This is a genomic window from Kitasatospora sp. NPDC005856, assembly GCF_040629945.1.
GTDB lineage: Bacteria > Actinomycetota > Actinomycetes > Streptomycetales > Streptomycetaceae > Kitasatospora.
Genome location: NZ_JBEXWT010000008.1, coordinates 1 through 16,276, shown reverse-complemented (window position 1 = coordinate 16,276; position 16,276 = coordinate 1). Strand labels below are relative to the sequence as shown.

The following is a 16,276-nucleotide window of genomic DNA, read 5'->3' as shown; positions in this document are numbered from 1 at the left end:
CCTTACCGACGGGCCGTGAGGGTCATGATTGGACATGACCGGAATCCCGTTGCCAAGCCTTTACGCAGACCTTGCGAGATGCGGGCCGCGACGCGCGCGGTGATATTGGAGGGGTGGGGGCGTCTCATCCAGGAGTGTGACCAGATGTCCATGATGGATAAGCTCAAGAACCTGCTGAAGGGCCACGAGGAGCAGGCCGACAAGGCCGTCGACAAGGCGGGCGACGCCGTCGACCAGCGCACCGAGGGCAAGTACAGCGGTCAGGTGGACGCCGCCCAGGAGCAACTCAAGAGCCAGTTCCGCGACCAGCCGCCCCAGCAGTAGCGGCCCTGCCGTAGTAGCGGCCCCGCGGGGCTCCGTACGCGTCGCCACTGCGCGTCGCCGTCCGAGCGGCTCACCGCCCCGGTCCGGCCGAGCGGCCGGACCGGGGTTCGGCATCGGTGGCGCGCAGGATTCGGCGTCGGCAGTACGCGGGGGTCAGCCGGCGCGGCGCCCGGGTTCCGCCTCCGGCAGGCCGTCCCCGTCCTCGCCCTCGGCGCCGCAGTTCTCACACGATCCCGGCCCGGGCCGCTCGCGCAGCCGTCCGCACTCCTGGCACACCCGGTCCAGCCAGCAGGCCGACTCGCCGCCCTCGTCCATGTGGTCGATTCTGCCCGGAACGCTCTCGTGAGCGCGAGTGGACACTGTCCACGCGAGCCTGGTGGACGGCCGGGCCCACCGGGCGGCTCTGAGCGACGCCCCTCGCCCTCACCCCCGGCCCATCCTCGGGTTCACACCCCGGTGACGCCGTCGATGCGTTCCCGGAGCAGGTCGGCGTGGCCGTTGTGGCGGGCGTACTCCTCGATCAGGTGCACCAGGATCCAGCGCAGCGAGACACTGTCCGAGCCGAGCACCGCGGCCTCCTGCGGGGAGAGCGGGCCTGCCGCGTCCAGCGACTTGTCCGCCGCCAGTTCCCGGCCCCGGTCGATCTCCGCCTTCCAGGTCGCCAGCGCCTCGGGCATCCCGCGCGCCGGGTCCAGCCCGTACCCGCCGGCGTTGTCCGGCCCGTACACCGGCGGGACGTCCTGGCCGGCGAACACCCGCTGGTGCCAGTTGCGTTCGACCTCGGCAAGGTGCTGCACCAGGCCCAGCAGGGTCATCGAGGACGGCGGGGCGGACGCCAGCCGCACCTGCCGGTCGTCGAGCCCGTCGACCTTCAGGGCGAGCGTGGCCCGTTGGAAGTCCAACCAGCCCTCCAGCATGGTGCGTTCAGCGGCGTGCGGGGGCGGGATCGGCCGCCCGTCCGGGGTGACTGCCATGGCCCCCACTCTGGCACACGCCACCGACAGCGCCGCGCGAACAACGCGACCGGGTCAGTGCGGCGAGCAGCGCGAGCTGCACGACCGCGCCCACCGCCGGCCCGATCCACACCCCCGACACCCCCAACGGCCCGGACAGGGCCACCGAGGCGGCGAGTTGGGCCCCGAGGCCGAGCAGGACGGAGACCACCAGCGGACGGCCGGCGCCCGCCGCCTGGTGCACTCCCCCGAGTGCCACCACCAGCGCGTACGGCAGCAGGTAGAGCGCCGCCGAGCGCAGGAAGCCGACGGACTGCGCGGCCACCGCCCGGTCCTCGGTGAAGAGCGCGGCCAGCGGTACGGCGAGCGTGACGGACAGCACCGCCGCCACCGCACCGAGCAGTGCGGCGAGGCGTCCGGTGGCGCGGTGCAGGGTGCGCAGCGCGGCTCCCTCCCCCGCGCCGGTCAGCCGGGCGGCCTCGATCGCGGCGGCCTGGCGCAGCGCGTAGAAGGCCATGGTGACGACGAGCAGGACGCGGTAGCCGAGGCCGTAGCCGGCCACCGCCGCGACGCCGAAGCCCGCGACCATGGCGAGTTGGGCGGTTCCGACGGCCATCCGGGCGGTGAAGTCCAGGCCGAACGGTGCGCCCGCGCGCAGGATCCGTAGCGCCGCCGCGCCGACGCCGTCGGTTCCGCGGGGAGCGTGCGGCTGCGGCCCGGCGCCTCGCCCTGGTCGCGGCAGTTGCCGCTGCCGCCGCGGTCGCCGCAGGCGCAGGGTGACGGCGAGGGCGATCGCGCGGGAGAGGGCCAGGGCCAGGGCGGCACCCGGCACGCCGAGGGCGGGCAGTGGCCCTGGGCCGAGGATGAGCAGCGGGTCGAGGAGGAGCAGCAGCGCGTTGGAGAGCAGGGCGATCCGCATCGGGGTGCGGGTGTCGCCGGCGCCCTTGAACAGCTCGTCGGCGACGCGCTGGCCGACGAAGAGCGCGAAGGCCGGGAACGCGACGGTGAGGTACCCGGTGGCCTGGTCGGCGGCTTCGCCGTCCAGGAAGACGCCTGCCAGCCGGTCCCGCAGCAGGAAGCCGGGGACGGCGAGCGCCGCGCTGACGGCGGCGCAGAGCCGCCAGGCCGCGCGGGTGGTGCGGGCGGCCTCGGCGTGGTCGCCCGCGCCGAGGGCGTGGGAGAGCCGGACGCTGGTGCCGGAGGCGACCACCAGGACCAGCCCGAGCAGCAGGTTCTCGACGGTGCCGGCCAGGGTGACGGCGGCGACCGCGGCCCCGCCGAGACCTGCCACCCAGAGCGCGCCGATCACCGAGGCGATCACCCCGGACAGCAGCTCCGCGTAGACGGGTACCGCCAATGCCGTGAGCCGGCGCAACTGACCGCGCATGGCCCCTCTCCCTTCCCCCGTTGGTGCTCGTGCCCGACCGGGGCCGGGCTCGCGCCCGCCTCGGCTCTTCTCGACCCGCCTCGGCCCGGGTTGCCCCGCCCTCAGCTCGCCTCGAATAGAGATACATCGTTTCGAGGCACATCGACAAGAGGTAGCATGGCGGCTTCACAGGGCGCACTCCGACCGAAGGGCTCCAGCCGTGTTGACGCTCGCGATCCTCGGCTTCCTGTACGACCAGCCGCTGCACGGCTACGAGCTCAAGTCCCGGATCACCGGGCTGACCGGTCATGTCCGGCCGGTGAGCGACGGCGCGCTCTACCCCGCCATCTCCCGACTGGAGAAGGCCGGACTTCTGCGCCGCCGCACCGAACCGGGCAGCGGCGCCGCACCGCGGCAGACGCTGGAGCCGACGGCGCAGGGGCGGGCCGAGCTGCTGCGCCGACTGGCCGACCCGGAGCAGGCCGAGATCACCGACCAGATCCGCTTCTTCACCGTCACCGCCTTCCTGCACCACCTCGCCGACCCGCCCCGACAGGCCGCCGTGCTCCGCCGCCGGCTGGGTTTCCTGGACGCGCCGAGCAGCTTCTTCTACGACGGAACGGGGCAGCCGGTGACCGCCGAGCGCGAGCCGAACCCCTTCCGGCGCGGGATGCTGCTCGTCGCCCGGGCCTCCACGGCGGCCGAGCGGGCCTGGCTGTCCGAGACCATCGCGGAGCTGGACCGGGCGGACGTGTCGGAGCCCTCGAATGCCACCGGTACGCCCGGAAAGTCGCATTCCTCGGAACGTTAGGCCGATCAGGCGAACTCAGGGCGAAAACGAAGGCGCACGCCCATGCCGAACAGCAGAGCGAAGAAGCGAATTCGGGCCGTTCCACCTCTGGTTCCCTCCGGCCCCCGCGTCGCTATGATGATCCGCCTCACGTCCTCGGCGTCCCCCCTCCGCGGCGTGATCCGCCACCGCGCCCCGCCATCCCCCTGGAGGCCGCCGTGCCCAGTTCCGAGACCGCGGTCGAGGCCGCGGCCCACCCCGCGCCGCTGAAGCGGGACGACATTCCCGGCTGGTTCTTCAGCCTCGACCGGGCCGCCTTCAGCCACCTGCTGTCCTCCCAGACCGCGGCCGGCGTCACCGGCGACATCCTGGAGCTCGGCAGCTACCTCGGCCGCAGTGCCGTCCTGCTCGGCGACCACCTGCGGCCCGGCGAGCGGCTGACGGTCTGCGACCTGTTCGACTCCGACGCGGGCGACGCCGAGAACGCCGCAGAGATGAACATGTCCTACCGCAGGACCCTCACCCGCAGCGCCTTCGAGGCCAACTACCTCGCCTTCCACGGCGAGCTGCCCGAGATAGTGCAGGCCCCGACCTCCGTGCTGGCCGACGGCCGCATCCGCGCGGACAGCTGCCGCTTCGTCCACGTCGACGCCTCCCACCTCTACGAACACGTCGCCGGGGACATCGCCGTGGCCCGCGCCGCACTCACCGAGAACGGCCTGGTCGCCCTGGACGACTACCGTTCCGAGCACACCCCGGGCGTCTCCGCCGCGGTCTGGGAGGCGGTCTTCACCGGCGGACTGCGGCCGGTCCTGCTCACCCCGATGAAGTTCTACGGCACCTGGGGCGACGCGGCGGCCGCCCAGGAGGCCCTGAAGGAGCGCGACTGGAGGGCCGAGGGGTACACCGTCGACGAGGACACCATCGCCGGCGCCCGCGTGCTGCGCCTCAACTACCAGGTCAAGGCCCCGGTGCAGCGCTCCACCCCGCGCCGGCTCGCCCTCGAATTGCTGCCCCCGGTCGCGACCAAGGCCACCCGCCGGATGCTGCGGACGCTGCGCGAACGCCGCGCCGTCCCCCCGGTCCCCAGCGCCTGACACCCCGTCGGGGCCGGCCCACCGGGCGGGCCCCGACGCCGCCCCCGCACCACACCCCGGCACCGCCGACGCGGCCCCGGCCGCCCTTCCCTTGTGCCGGGACGTCAGCCCATTTAGACGATCACCATATTTTCGGCCTTCCTATTATCCTCGCGCATTCACTCCAACGAGGGAACCTCTCTTAAAGATTTGCCCACGGAACATTAAAGGGCGCATAGTGATGACACCTCAGTTCGGTCTGATGAACACCAAGTTCAGGCAAAGTCATCCCTAGCGAGGAGTAGGCCTTGTACTACGGAAACACGGCATCGGACACCCATGGGCAGCGGCTCCGCACCGAGATCGCGGGCCCGGAGACGACGCCGCTGATCGGCGTCTACGACATGTACTCGGCCTCCATCGCGGCCGAGCACTACGACGGCATGTTCGTCTCCGGCTTCGGCTTCGCGGCCTCCTACTACGGCCTGCCCGACATCGGCTTCATCGCCTGGCCCGACATGGTGGCCTTCGTCGAGCGGCTGCGCGGGGCCTTCCCCCGGCACCACCTGCTGGTCGACATCGACGACGGGTACGTCGACCCGGAGGTGGCCTGCCACGTCGTGCGCAGGCTCGAACGGATCGGCGCGTCGGGCGTGATCCTGGAGGACCAGAAGCGGCCGCGCCGCTGCGGGCACGCGGACGGCAAACTGGTGCTGCCGCTGGAGGAGTACCTGGAGAAGCTGGAACTCGTCCTCGCCAACCGGACGGACCTGGTGGTGGTCGCCCGCACCGACGCCACCGAGGAGGAGGACATCCTGCGCCGGGCCCGGGCGCTCGCCGCCACCGACGCCGACGTGGTGCTGGTGGACGGTGTGCGCAGCGAGGAGTGGATCCGCCGGATCCGCCGGGAGGTCGGCGACAAGCCCCTGCTGTTCAACCAGATCGCGGGCGGCAAGTCGCCCCGGCTGTCGCTCTCGGAGCTGTCGGAGCTGGGGGTGGACGTGGCCATCTACAGCACGCCGTGCCTGTTCGCCGCGCACCGGGCGATGGACGAGGCGCTGGCCGGGTTGAAGAACGCCGACGGGCGGCTGCCGGCCCCGGCCGGGGACCGCGAGCAGGTGGGCGTGCGGGAGTCCACCGAGCTGCTGGAGCGGAACATCTCGCGGTCCAGCGGGCTCATGGCGGTGACGGCATGAGCACCGGGCTGCGCGGGGCCGCCCCGCCCTCGCCGGCCACCGCCCTGCGGGCCACCGCGCTGGGGCTGGCCGGAGCCTGCGCCCTGCTCGCGGGGGCCGCGTCACCCGCGGCGGCCGGCGGCTCGCTGATCACTGTCGTGGACAACTCGCACGCCGACTCCTGGCTGGAGGTCGACCGGACAGCCAACCTCCAGAACGGCAGCGGTTCGGCGGGCAGTGACCACGACGGTGCCGGCTCGCTGGTCGGCGGACTGCTCGGGCCCGGTTCCTCGTCCAGGCCCTCGGTCCACCCGGAAGCGGAAGGCGGCCCGTGACCGACCGCCTGGCGCGCCCGGAGCAGCCACCAGGGCTCCGGGCGCGCGGGGCAGCAGCCTGCGGGGACTGGGCAGGCGGGGAACGGGCAGGCGGGGACCGGGCGCAGCAGCAACAGGCCACCGGCCCGCGTTCCCGCAGGCTGCTGCCCCGCTGGCTGGACCCGTACATGGCGGCGCTGGCCGGGACGGTCGGGCTGGCCGCGCTGTTCCCGGCCTCCGGCTCCTCGGCGCGGGTCGCCGAAGTGGCCTGCGACCTCGCGGTGGCGCTGCTGTTCTTCCTCTACGGCGCCAGGCTCTCCACCCGCGAGACATTGGCCGGGCTGCGCCACGTACGGCTGCACGGGCTGGTGCTGGCCGCCACCTTCGTCCTCTTCCCTCTGCTCGGCGTGGCCACGGCACTGCTCACGCCCGCCCCACTGACCGGGCAGCTGCACACCGGCGTGCTGTTCCTCTGTCTGGTGCCCTCGACGGTGCAGTCCTCGGTGGCGCTCACCGGCTCCGCCGGGGGCAACGTCCCGGCGGCGATCTGCGCCGGGACCTACTCCAGCCTGGCGGGGCTGGTGCTCACCCCGCTGCTGGCAGCCTGGCTGCTGGGATCGCACACCGCGCTGTCCGCCGACGGGCTGCTGCGGATCGGATTGCAGCTGCTCGCGCCGTTCCTGCTCGGGCAGCTGCTGCGGCCCTGGCTCGGCGGTCCACTGTCCCGGCACAAGAAGGTGCTCACCCCGGTGGATCGCGGCTCGATCCTGCTGGTCGTCTACACGGCGTTCAGCGCGGCGGTCGCCCAGGGCATCTGGGGCCTGGCCACCCCCCTCGCCTTGGCGGGGCTGCTCATGGTGCTGCTCGCCCTGCTCGCCGCCGCCCTGGCGGCCACCGGGCTCGGCGCTCGGCTGCTGGGGCTCGACCGGTCCGCCACCATCGCGGCGGTGCTCTGCGGTTCGCAGAAGAGCCTGGCCAACGGCCTGCCGATGGCCACCGTCCTGTTCGGGACGCAAGCCGGCCTGCTGGTACTGCCGCTGATGCTCTACCACCAGCTCCAGCTGATCGTCGGCACGGTCCTCGCGGGACGCTGGTCGCGGGCTTCCACGGCCGCCACCGCGCCCGGCCCGGTCCCGGCCGCGCTCACCGGTCCGGGCGCTCCGCCGGCGCCCGGCTGATCCCGCGCCGCACCCCGGCCGAGGCCCCGCGCTGCCGGCCGAGCCGGTGTAGCCGCTCGGCCGGCGGCTCCGACCGGCAGCTCCGGCCGGCGGGCCAGTTCCAGTACCGCCTGGACCTCGTGGTCGCCCTCCACCAGGCAGCCGACCACGAGGTCGAGGCGCGACACCGGCAGGCTGCCGGCCGCGCCCCTCGGTCCGCGTCAGTCCCGCCGCACGGCGGTGCCGCCCGGGGCGAAGGACGCGGCCGTCATCGGATGTAGTAGGCCCGGTTGTGGGCGGCGACCGGCGGGGACTGGTAGGTCCAGACTCCGGCCGCCGGGGCGTCGGCGATCAGGTGGGCGAGGTCGCGGGCGGACTCCTCGGCGGGGTTGCCGAGGTCGAGCCGGACCCGGTCGGCGGTGCGGTCGTCCAGGGCGTAGTAGCGGTAGGGCTGGTAGACGTTGAGCGGCCCGGCCAGCAGCTTGCCCTCGTCGTCGGTGCCGTAGCCGGTGATCGGCGTGTTGTTGACGGACTCGGGGGTGAGGCCGACCAGGTTCACGTCCAGAGCGAGGAGTTCCTCGTCGTGGCGGCTCAGTCCGTCCGGCCCGAGGGTGGCCCGACGGCAGGACACCGACCAGCGTTCGCGCACGTCGGGCGCGTTGAGGGAGGGCAGGGTGGTCTCGAACCAACCCGGGTGCTTGGGCTCGGCGTACAGCCGGCGCCCGGCGTCGATGGCGAGCGGGTTGTCGCAGAGCACGTGCAGCCGGGCGATGCCGAGCAGCTTGGTCTGGTCGTACCCCCTGGCGTACTGGCCGTAGTTGACCACCGGAATCCGCTCCTCGGCGAAGAGCGGATGGGCGATCAGGTTGATCTCCAGCTCCTGGGTGACGCCGGCACCGTTCGGATACTGGGCGAAGTAGAGCTGGTAGTTGAGCGAGACGCAGGCCCCGCCGTCGAAGGCGGCGACGTTCAGCCCGGGGTGGCGCTTGGCGAGCAGTTCGCGCGCCCGCGCGCGGTCCACCAGGTAGTCGACGCCGATGTTGTGCAGCGCACCGTAGTGGAAGGGCAGGTGGTAGGGCTCGGGTACGGGCGGCAGCGGCAGACCGGTCATGAGGACTCCGAGGAAGGGGGAGACGGCGGTGGCGGTACGGGGGCGCGGGAGGCCGCGAGGGGCGCCACGGCCGCCGGGCGGTGCAGCGCCAGCAGGTCGCGGTGCATCCGCTCGGCGCTGCGCAGCGCCAGGGCGGCCATGGTGAGCGAGGGGTTGGAGGTGCCGAGGGAGGGCATCGAGCCGCAACCGACGGCGTACAGGTTGGGGTGGTCCCAGCAGCGCTGCCAGTGGTCGACCACCGAGTTCGCGGGCGAGTCGCCCATGATGTGGGTGCCACCGGCGTGGCCGGCGCCGCGGTAGCCGTGGACGGTTCCCCGGTGTTCGAGCCGTCCCGGCCAGCCGGCCGCCGGGTAGGCAGTGTGGTCCTCGGCGCCGAGCAGGGCGAACAGCTGCTCGGAGACGGCCCGAGCGGACGTCATACCCTCGCGGACGTACTCCGAGAGGTCGTAGCGGATGGCCGGGCCGGGCAGACCGAGCGGGTCGCGCCGGTCCCGGTCGAGGGTGACCCGGTTGGCCGGGTCGGCGGGCTGCTCCAGCTCGAACTGGAGCGAGAACTGGCGGCCCAGCCGGTCACCGAGCCGGTCGCGCAGTTCCTTGCCGCGCAGGCCCGCCGCGAGCAGCGCCGCCGTCTCCGCCTCCGGCGCGCCGCCCGCCCAGGACCAGCCCCAGTTGCCGATCTCGATCCGGAACGGCGCCCGGCGCTTCCGCCCGGGGCCGAAGCGGAACGCCTCCAGGCCGCTGGTGGACCCGGGTCCGCGGTAGGGGCCGACCGGGCGGGGCATCAGCCCCCAGGTGAGCAGGGCCGGGTGGTCCATCAGGTTCCGGCCGACCTGGTCGCTGCGGTTGGCCAGGCCGGACAGGAGCAGCAGCCGGGCGTTCTCGATCGCGTGCGCGGCGAGGACGACCAGGCCCGCCTCCACCCGGTGGCTCGTGCCGCCGGCGAGGTACTCGACTCCCCCGGCCCGCCCGGTTTCCGGGTCGGCCAGTACCCGGCTGACGACGGCCTCCGTGCGCAGTTCGACCCCGACCGCCCAGCGGGCCTGGGTGCGCAGCGGGGTGTACTTGGCGCCGCTCGGGCAGGCGGGGACGCAGCTGGCGCTGCCCGCGCAGAGCGGCCCGTCGGCGGAGCCCGGCCTGGTCGGCACGCCGTTGCGGGCGTGCGGGGTGGTGGTGACGGCGAGCCGGGCGGGGTGTGGCACGGCGGGGTCGCGGACGGTCCGGCCGTCGAGGGCGCGGGCCAGTTGCCGGTCGAGGTAGCTCGCCGGCACGGCCCGCATCGGGAAGTCGTAGCCGTCCGGGATGGGCAGGCCGACGGCGCGGCGCTGCTCCTCGGCGTCGGCGGCGACGCCGAGCTCCCGTTCGGCCTCGCGGTAGTGGGGTTCCAGGTCGTGGTAGCCGATCGGCCAGTTGCGGCCGTGGCCGAGGTCGCCGGTGCGGAAGTCCTCGGGGTGCATGCGCGGGGTGAGCCCGGTCCAGAGCAGTCCGGTGCCGCCGTTGGCGCGCAGGTAGCCGCTGGCGTAGGGCAGTGGCCCGTGCTGGCGGAGGTGACCGGTGGCGGTGAAGCCGCCGTCCGGGTTTCCGGCGAGGTCGGTGACGTCGGGTGACGGGGCCTCGGGGCGGTGCGGGTAGGGCGAGGTGGGCGGTCCGCCGCCGGCCGCGCGGTGGGCGGCCGCGGCCTCGGCGCCGGTGGGCGCGGCCCGGCCGGCCTCCAGGACGAGGACCCGCCAGCCCTGCGCACCGAGGCGGTGGGCGATCAGGGTCCCGGCGAAGCCCGCGCCGACCACGACCGCGTCCCAGCGGGCGCTCACCGGCCCTCACCGCCGTTGTCCGGTGCCGCCGCGCCTCGCGGGGCCTCGGCCCAGCTGCCGTGTCCGGGGGCGGCGGAGCCGGGCGGGACGGCGTGGAAGGTCCGCCAGACCAGTCCCTGGTCGTGGGCCCGGGCGGAGGAGGGCGCCTCGCCGGGCCAGGCGCCGACGTACCAGAGGTGGACCAGCGCGTGCTCGTCGCGCACCCGGTGGGCCAGCGTGGTGCGGTGGTGCTCGTCCGCCATGCCGGTGGAGCGCAGTTCGGGGACGTCGAAGCCGGTCAGCTCGGCGCAGACGCGCAGGAACTCGTCCAGGTCGGCCAGGGCGTCGACGTACTCGTTCACGACGGGGTCCCAGCGCTCCGCCAGGTCGTAGTCGGCCGGACGGTCGTCGGACACGGACACGCGGGCACCCCCACGATCGGCAACGGGTGGCCGAGGCATGACAGGCCGTACGGCGCAACGGACCGCACGGCGCGACAGGCCCCGTGACGCGGCAGGTCCGGGGCGTCCGGCCGCGCCGAACGGCTCCGCCTGCCACCGCGATCCTGCCGCCCGTCGTCACCACCGGAAACGCGTTGCACGAATCCGCCCGGACTTCGTCACCGCTTGTCCGCTCAGTCGTCCACCGTGATCACACGGCGTCCGGTTCCGGTCGGCCCAGCGCCCGCACGGCCGCCAGGACGTCCAGGCCCAGCTCCGGGTCGGCGTCCTCGGGCAGGCTGACGGACAGCCGGGTGACCAGGCCCGCGTACCGGCGGTGGATCTCCCGGGCCACCTCCTCGACCGGTCCGCAGACCGCGAAGGCGTCGAAGACCTCGTCGTCGATCAGCGCGGCCATCTCCGCCCAGCGGCCGCGCACCGAGTGGGTGTGCAGTTCCTCCTGGAGCCCCTCCCAGCCGTGCTGCGCCAGCACCGGACGGTAGGCCGGCGTGGAGGCGTAGAACGCGAGCCGCTCCCGGGTGGCGGCCCGGTTGGCCGCCAGCTCCTCCTCGGTGCGGCCGGTGGCGGTGAGCACGCTGCCGACGACCTCGAACGGCCGCTCCGTCCACACGGCGCCCTCCGCCTCGGCCCGGGCCCGCTCCTCGGTCAGGCCCGGCAGCACCTGCTCGGCCAGGTAGGCGGTGGAGGAGAACGGGTGGCTCAGGAAGCCGTCGGCCACCGCCCCGGCGGTCCGGGTCATCAGCGGCCCGACGCCCGCCAGCAGGATGCGCGGCACCCCGGACGGGACCGGGTCCGGCGAGAACACCGGCGTCATCACCGTGTGGGTGTAGAACTCGCCCCGGAAACGCAGCCGTTCGCCGGTCTGCCAGCTGTGCCAGATCGCCCGCACCGCGTGCACGTACTCGTGCATCCGGGCGGCCGGACGGTCCCAGGGCATCCCGAAGCGCTTCTCGATGTGCGGCTTGACCTGCGAGCCCAGCCCGATGACGGCACGTCCGCCGGAGGCCGCGTGCAGCCCCCAGGCCTGGTAGGCGAGCGTCATCGGGGTCCGGGCGAAGGCCACCGCGATGCCGGTGGCCAGCTCGATCGACTCGGTCCGGTCGGCCGCGCGGGCGAGCTGGAGGAACGGGTCGTACGCGGTCTCGGCGACCACCAGCCGGTCCATGCCCCGGCGTTCGGCCCGCTCGGCGGCGTCCAGGATGCCCGCCGGGTGCCCGGAGGCGGTGGCGTCGAGCCGGAGGGCGGCGGGTCGGGGGGCGGCGGGTCGGGGGGCGGCGGGTCGGTCCATGGCGGGTGCTCCTGGTCGCGGGCGGCTGTGCTACCCGGGTAGCCTGCCACGGCTCGGCGCGCGCTCCGGACGGGCCGCCGCCGTCTCATCCGTCCTCCCGCCCCCTCGCTCGCTCCCGGGGGCGACGCCCTCCGAACTCCTCGAAGCCGTCGACTCCGACGCCCTGTTCCGGATGCCCTCGCTCCGGCTGACCGAGGCCAACGCGGCCGCCGGCGGCACCTCGCACCTCTTCGAACCCGCCCTGCCCGCCCCCGCCCTCGACGGCGTCTTCGGCGCCTGCCACGGCCTGGACGCACCTCTCGCCTTCGGCAGTCTGGACAGCCCGACGGCTCGGCACTTCCTCGGCGACCCACCCCCGGCGGAGGCGGTCCGGGTCTCGGCGGAACTGCGGCACGCCTGGGTGGAGTTCGCCACCACCGGCGCCCCGGGCTGGCCCGCCTACGATCCGGAGGGGCAGCTCACCCGGGTCCTGGACGCCCGCTCGCGGACCGTCCGCTACCCGGAGCGGGCCTCCCCCCGGCTCTGGGCGGGGCACCCCCTCACCGCTTACGACCTTCACTGACGAAGGCCCGGTGGGGCGGGGTGCCCGACGCCGAGGGCGTGGACGCCCCGCCACTGCCTCGGACCCCGCGCCGACGGGCGGGCGATCCGTACGAACAGTCGCCCGCCCGCGCTCCCTCGTGGGCCCTCCGTCCGGCCGCTACGCCGCCGACGCGTCCAGCAGCTTCAGCAGCCCGGCGGCCACCGAGGCCGAGGAGGCCGGGTTCTGACCGGTCACCAGGTTGCGGTCGACCACCGCGTGCGGCGCCCAGGGCTCGCCCTCCTCGAAGTCCACGCCGAGCTCGACCAGCCGGTCCTGGAGCAGCCACGGCGCCCGGTCGGCCAGCCCGGCCTGGGTCTCCTCCGCGTTGGTGAAGCCGGTCACCCGGTACCCGGCGAAGGGCGAGCCGCCGCCCTCACTCCGTGCGGCGAGCAGCGCGGCCGGGCCGTGGCAGACCACACCGAGCGGGCGCCCGGAGGCGAGCACCCGGGTGAGCAGCCGCCCGGAGTCGGCGTCGACCGCCAGGTCCTCCATCGGACCGTGGCCGCCGGGGTAGAACACGACGTCGTAGTCGGCGGGGTCCACCTCGGCCAGCACCAGCGGCTGCCGGAGCTCGGCGATCTTCGCCAGTTCCTCGGCCAGCTCGGGGTCGGCCAGGCTGGCCCGGTCCGCGACCGGGACGACGCCGCCCGGCGTGGCGACGGCGACCCGGTGGCCCGCCTCGGTGAAGGTGCGGTACGGGACGACGAGCTCCTCCGCCCAGAAGCCGGTCGGGTGCTCGGTACCGTCGTTCAGCGTCCAGACCTTCGAACCGGTCACGACGAACAGGATGTCGGCCATCGGGGTGCCTCCAGGGGTGCCGCGGGTCCTCGCCGCGACGGTCCGCCGCGGCGCTCACGCCGTCACGCTAGACGCGCCCCGCCTGCGGAAACCAATGGGCCACGCGATGCGAGGCATCGGGATTCCGATACCTCACCCGGATCGTCGAGCGTGCCGTCCAGCCATCGGAATCCCGTACGCTCGTCGGCATGAGCGATCGGCCGACCACCGGCTCCGGCCCACTGGACCTCAACCAGCTGCGGACCTTCCTCGCCGTGCACCGGGCGGGCTCCTTCACCGCGGCCGCGCATCTGCTGGGTCTGTCCCAGTCCACGGTGACCGCGCAGATCCGGGCGTTGGAGCAGCGGCTCGGCCGGGAGCTGTTCGAGCGCCGGGCCCGCGGGGTCAACCCGCTCCCGTACGCCGACGACCTCGCCTCCCGCCTGGCGGTGCCGCTGGACCGGCTCGCGAGCCTCACCGACGGGCACGGTGGCGGCGCACCGGAACCGGTCCACCTCGCCGGGCCGGCCGAGTTCCTTGGCACCGTCCTGCTGGCAGAGCTCGCCCCACTGGTCGCGGAGGGCGTCCAGCTGCGGGTGACCAGCGGGCTCACCGATCCCCTGCTGGCGGAACTGCGGGCCGGGCAACACGACCTGGTGGTCGCCACCCGACGCCCGTCCGGCCGGACGCTGCTCGCCGAACCGCTCGCCGACGAGGAGTTCGTCCTGGTCGCCGCCCCCTCCTGGGCCGAGCGGCTGGCCGGCCGGGAGCTGCCCGGCGCGCTGGACGAGGTCCCGCTGCTCAGCTACGCCGAGGACCTGCCGATCGCCCGCCGCTACTGGCGGCACGTCTTCGGCCGCCGGCTGCACGCCCGGGCGGCGATCACCGTACCGGACCTGCGGGCGGTCCTCTCGGCGGTGACCGCGGGCGCGGGCTGGAGCGTGCTCCCCGGCTACCTGTGCCGAGCCGAACTCGCCTCCGGGGCCCTGCGATTGCTGCACGAGCCGGCCGATCCGCCGATCAACACCGCCTACCTCGTCCGCCGCCCGGCCGGCTCGTCCAACCCGCACGTCGCCCTGGTCCGCGAGCGCCTGCTGGCCGCGGCCCGCACCTGGAGCTGACCCGAGCGTTCCCCCTCGCACCGCCGGCTGCCGCCGACACCGGGGCTGAGGACGGCAGCCCGTGATCCATGTCCGGCGGAGCACCCGGCCTCGCCGCCGCACGCCGCACTCGGCGGGTTCCCGCCTCGCCGTCCCCCTGCGATGTTCGGCACGCGGTAGCGTCCTGGACACGCCGAGTAACGGCGTGTCCCTTCGCTCAGACAAGGACCATCCATGCGCGTCTCCGTGATCGGCTGCGGCCACCTCGGCATCCCGCACGCCGCGGCGATGGCCGAACTCGGCCACGAGGTCATCGGCGTGGACATCGACCGGGAGAAGATCGCGAGGCTCAACGCCGGCGACTGCCCCATCTTCGAGCCCGGCCTGCCCGAGCTGCTGGCCGAGCACATCGACGGCGCCCGCCTGCGCTTCACCGCCGACATCGCCGAAGCGGCCGCCTTCGCCGAGCTGCACTTCCTCGGCGTCGGCACCCCGATCGACGCCGACGGCCGCTCCTACGACAACGGCCAGGTCTTCGGCGCCGTCCGCCGGCTCGCCCCCCACCTCACCGAGCCCTGCACCATCGTCGGGAAGAGCACCGTCACCGTCGGCACCACCGCCGAGGTCACCACCCTCGTCCAGCGCCTGTCCCCCGCGGGCACGGACGTCGAGGTCGTCTGGAACCCCGAGTTCCTGCGCGAGGGCCACGCGGTGGAGGACACCCTGCGCCCGGACCGCATCATCGCCGGTGTCACCAGCGCGGGGGGAGAGAAGGCGATCCGCGAGGTCTACGCCTCCATTCTGGAGGCCGGCGTCCCGCTGTTCGTCTGCGACCCGGCGACGGCCGAGCTGGCGAAGGGCGCGGCGAACAGCTTCCTCGGGCTCAAGATCAGCTACATCAACGGCGTCGCGGACATGTGCGCGAAGGCCGGCGGCGACGTCTCCAAGATCGTGGAGATCCTCGGCATCGACCCCCGGATCGGCGCCGGCGGCATGCGGCCGGGCCTCGGCTACGGCGGCGGATGCCTGCCCAAGGACGTCCGCGCGTTCACCGCCGGCGCGAAGCGGCTCGGCGCCACCGGCGCGGCCGAGCTCCTGCTCGCCGCCGAGAGGATCAACGAGTCCCGCACCGGCGTCGCCATGGACCTCATCGCCGACGCCCTCGGCGACCGGCCGCTCCGGGGCACCCGGGTCACCGTCCTGGGCGCCGCGTTCAAGCCCGACACCAGTGATGTGCGCGAGTCCCCCGCCCTCGCCCTGGCCCTGGCGCTGCACCGGGCCGGCGGCGTGGTCACCGTGCACGACCCGCAGGCCTCGACCAACGCGATGCTCCGCAACCCCGAACTCGACCACACCGCGGATCTGCCCGCGGCGCTCACCGGCGCCGAGCTGGTCGTCCTGGCGACCGAATGGCCCGAGTACCGACAGGCGGACCCCCACGCCCTCGTGGAACTGCCCGCCGACCCACTGCTCGTCGACTGCCGCACCACCCTCGACCCCGACCGCTGGCGCACGGCGGGCTGGCGCGTCCACCAGCTCGGCCGCCCCGGCAAGTAGCTCGGGCCGACCACATGAACCCTGGTGGCGGCCGCAATCGCCGCGGCGGCCGCCAGGGGCGCCGCCGGCATGGTGGGCGCGGCCCCGGCTGCGCGCCGATCCGGTTCTCCCACCCGACAGCCGGGGTGTCGTTCCCGGGTCGGTCGGGGTGTGGTGGCGGTCTCATCGGCGGGCGGTCGGTGTTGACCGGGTGTGGTGGTGGCGGGCCGGTCGGTGATGTCGCCGGGGCGGGGGCGGTGAGTGCGCTCACACGCGGATGCGGTGCACGACGACACCTAGCAGTGTCCGTTTTGTGCCAGTCGGCGGTGGGGGTGGTCGGCGTTCGCGCAGGCCGCAAGGGGTGGGGGCGCCGCGGGCCGTGTGTCCTTCGAATCGGAGCCGGGCCGCCCGCTACGACCGCGGATCGTAGCGGGAGGGTCTTGGCGGGGGCAGTTCCGGTCTGGCAACTTGGCATTCG

General features: G+C 74.3%; 17 protein-coding genes. 9 read left to right on the top strand and 8 right to left on the bottom strand.

What is annotated here, in order from left to right:
• Positions 1 to 144 precede the first annotated feature (144 nt).
• Entirely contained in the window at positions 145 to 324 is a 180-nt protein-coding gene (locus ABZ449_RS07425; RefSeq protein ID WP_360341692.1) for an antitoxin, read from the top strand.
• Positions 325 to 477: 153 nt separating this feature from the next.
• Here ABZ449_RS07425 and ABZ449_RS07420 read toward each other — a convergent pair whose 3' ends face one another.
• The 3 genes from ABZ449_RS07420 to ABZ449_RS07410 form a co-directional block, all read right to left on the bottom strand.
• Entirely contained in the window at positions 478 to 639 is a 162-nt protein-coding gene (locus ABZ449_RS07420) for a hypothetical protein (protein WP_360341689.1), read from the bottom strand.
• A gap of 131 nt (positions 640 to 770) precedes the next feature.
• A complete protein-coding gene (locus ABZ449_RS07415; RefSeq protein ID WP_360341686.1) occupies positions 771 to 1,298 on the bottom strand; it encodes a DinB family protein in 528 nt (175 codons plus the stop codon).
• Positions 1,249 to 2,664, bottom strand: a complete 1,416-nt coding sequence (locus ABZ449_RS07410) for an MATE family efflux transporter (protein WP_360341683.1) — start codon at positions 2,662 to 2,664, stop codon at positions 1,249 to 1,251. The genes ABZ449_RS07415 and ABZ449_RS07410 overlap by 50 nt, the downstream gene beginning before the upstream one ends.
• Positions 2,665 to 2,863: 199 nt before the next feature.
• On the opposite strand from ABZ449_RS07410, the gene ABZ449_RS07405 reads away from it, so the two are divergent.
• From ABZ449_RS07405 to ABZ449_RS07385, 5 genes are all read left to right on the top strand, one after another.
• Positions 2,864 to 3,454, top strand: coding sequence for a PadR family transcriptional regulator (locus ABZ449_RS07405; RefSeq protein ID WP_360341680.1), 591 nt, complete (start codon positions 2,864 to 2,866; stop codon positions 3,452 to 3,454).
• Between the two features lie 197 nt (positions 3,455 to 3,651).
• Positions 3,652 to 4,530, top strand: a complete 879-nt coding sequence (locus tag ABZ449_RS07400) for a class I SAM-dependent methyltransferase (protein WP_360341677.1) — start codon at positions 3,652 to 3,654, stop codon at positions 4,528 to 4,530.
• A 341-nt stretch (positions 4,531 to 4,871) separates the two neighbouring features.
• Positions 4,872 to 5,705, top strand: a complete 834-nt coding sequence (locus ABZ449_RS07395) for an isocitrate lyase/PEP mutase family protein (protein WP_360342020.1) — start codon at positions 4,872 to 4,874, stop codon at positions 5,703 to 5,705.
• Complete coding sequence (locus ABZ449_RS07390) at positions 5,702 to 6,019, top strand: hypothetical protein (protein WP_360341674.1); 318 nt, start codon at positions 5,702 to 5,704, stop codon at positions 6,017 to 6,019. The genes ABZ449_RS07395 and ABZ449_RS07390 overlap by 4 nt, the downstream gene beginning before the upstream one ends.
• A gap of 167 nt (positions 6,020 to 6,186) precedes the next feature.
• Positions 6,187 to 7,176 (top strand): bile acid:sodium symporter family protein, encoded by a 990-nt coding sequence (locus ABZ449_RS07385; RefSeq protein WP_360342017.1) that lies wholly within the window; start codon positions 6,187 to 6,189, stop codon positions 7,174 to 7,176.
• A gap of 247 nt (positions 7,177 to 7,423) precedes the next feature.
• Here ABZ449_RS07385 and ABZ449_RS07380 read toward each other — a convergent pair whose 3' ends face one another.
• The 4 genes from ABZ449_RS07380 to ABZ449_RS07365 all read right to left on the bottom strand — a co-directional run bounded on the left by ABZ449_RS07380 (position 7,424) and on the right by ABZ449_RS07365 (position 11,802).
• On the bottom strand, positions 7,424 to 8,266 hold the full coding sequence (locus tag ABZ449_RS07380; protein ID WP_360341671.1) for a hypothetical protein: 843 nt from the start codon (positions 8,264 to 8,266) through the stop codon (positions 7,424 to 7,426).
• Positions 8,263 to 10,074, bottom strand: a complete 1,812-nt coding sequence (locus ABZ449_RS07375) for a GMC family oxidoreductase (protein ID WP_360341668.1) — start codon at positions 10,072 to 10,074, stop codon at positions 8,263 to 8,265. The genes ABZ449_RS07380 and ABZ449_RS07375 overlap by 4 nt, the downstream gene beginning before the upstream one ends.
• Positions 10,071 to 10,475, bottom strand: a complete 405-nt coding sequence (locus ABZ449_RS07370) for a hypothetical protein (RefSeq protein ID WP_360341665.1) — start codon at positions 10,473 to 10,475, stop codon at positions 10,071 to 10,073. Before ABZ449_RS07370 ends, ABZ449_RS07375 begins: the two co-directional genes overlap by 4 nt.
• A gap of 229 nt (positions 10,476 to 10,704) precedes the next feature.
• Positions 10,705 to 11,802 carry a TIGR03617 family F420-dependent LLM class oxidoreductase gene (locus tag ABZ449_RS07365; RefSeq protein ID WP_360341662.1) on the bottom strand — a complete coding sequence of 366 codons (1,098 nt, stop codon included), beginning with the start codon at positions 11,800 to 11,802 and terminating at the stop codon, positions 10,705 to 10,707.
• Positions 11,803 to 11,974: 172 nt separating this feature from the next.
• Here ABZ449_RS07365 and ABZ449_RS07360 point away from each other — a divergent pair, with 172 nt between their 5' ends.
• Positions 11,975 to 12,364 (top strand): hypothetical protein, encoded by a 390-nt coding sequence (locus ABZ449_RS07360; RefSeq protein ID WP_360341659.1) that lies wholly within the window; start codon positions 11,975 to 11,977, stop codon positions 12,362 to 12,364.
• A 138-nt stretch (positions 12,365 to 12,502) separates the two neighbouring features.
• Here ABZ449_RS07360 and ABZ449_RS07355 read toward each other — a convergent pair whose 3' ends face one another.
• Positions 12,503 to 13,183, bottom strand: coding sequence for a type 1 glutamine amidotransferase domain-containing protein (locus ABZ449_RS07355; protein WP_360341656.1), 681 nt, complete (start codon positions 13,181 to 13,183; stop codon positions 12,503 to 12,505).
• A 188-nt stretch (positions 13,184 to 13,371) separates the two neighbouring features.
• Between ABZ449_RS07355 and ABZ449_RS07350 the strand changes: the two genes are divergently transcribed.
• Positions 13,372 to 14,283 (top strand): LysR family transcriptional regulator, encoded by a 912-nt coding sequence (locus ABZ449_RS07350; protein ID WP_360341653.1) that lies wholly within the window; start codon positions 13,372 to 13,374, stop codon positions 14,281 to 14,283.
• Positions 14,284 to 14,496: 213 nt separating this feature from the next.
• Entirely contained in the window at positions 14,497 to 15,819 is a 1,323-nt protein-coding gene (locus tag ABZ449_RS07345) for a UDP-glucose/GDP-mannose dehydrogenase family protein (RefSeq protein WP_360341650.1), read from the top strand.
• The last annotated feature ends 457 nt before the right edge of the window (positions 15,820 to 16,276 follow it).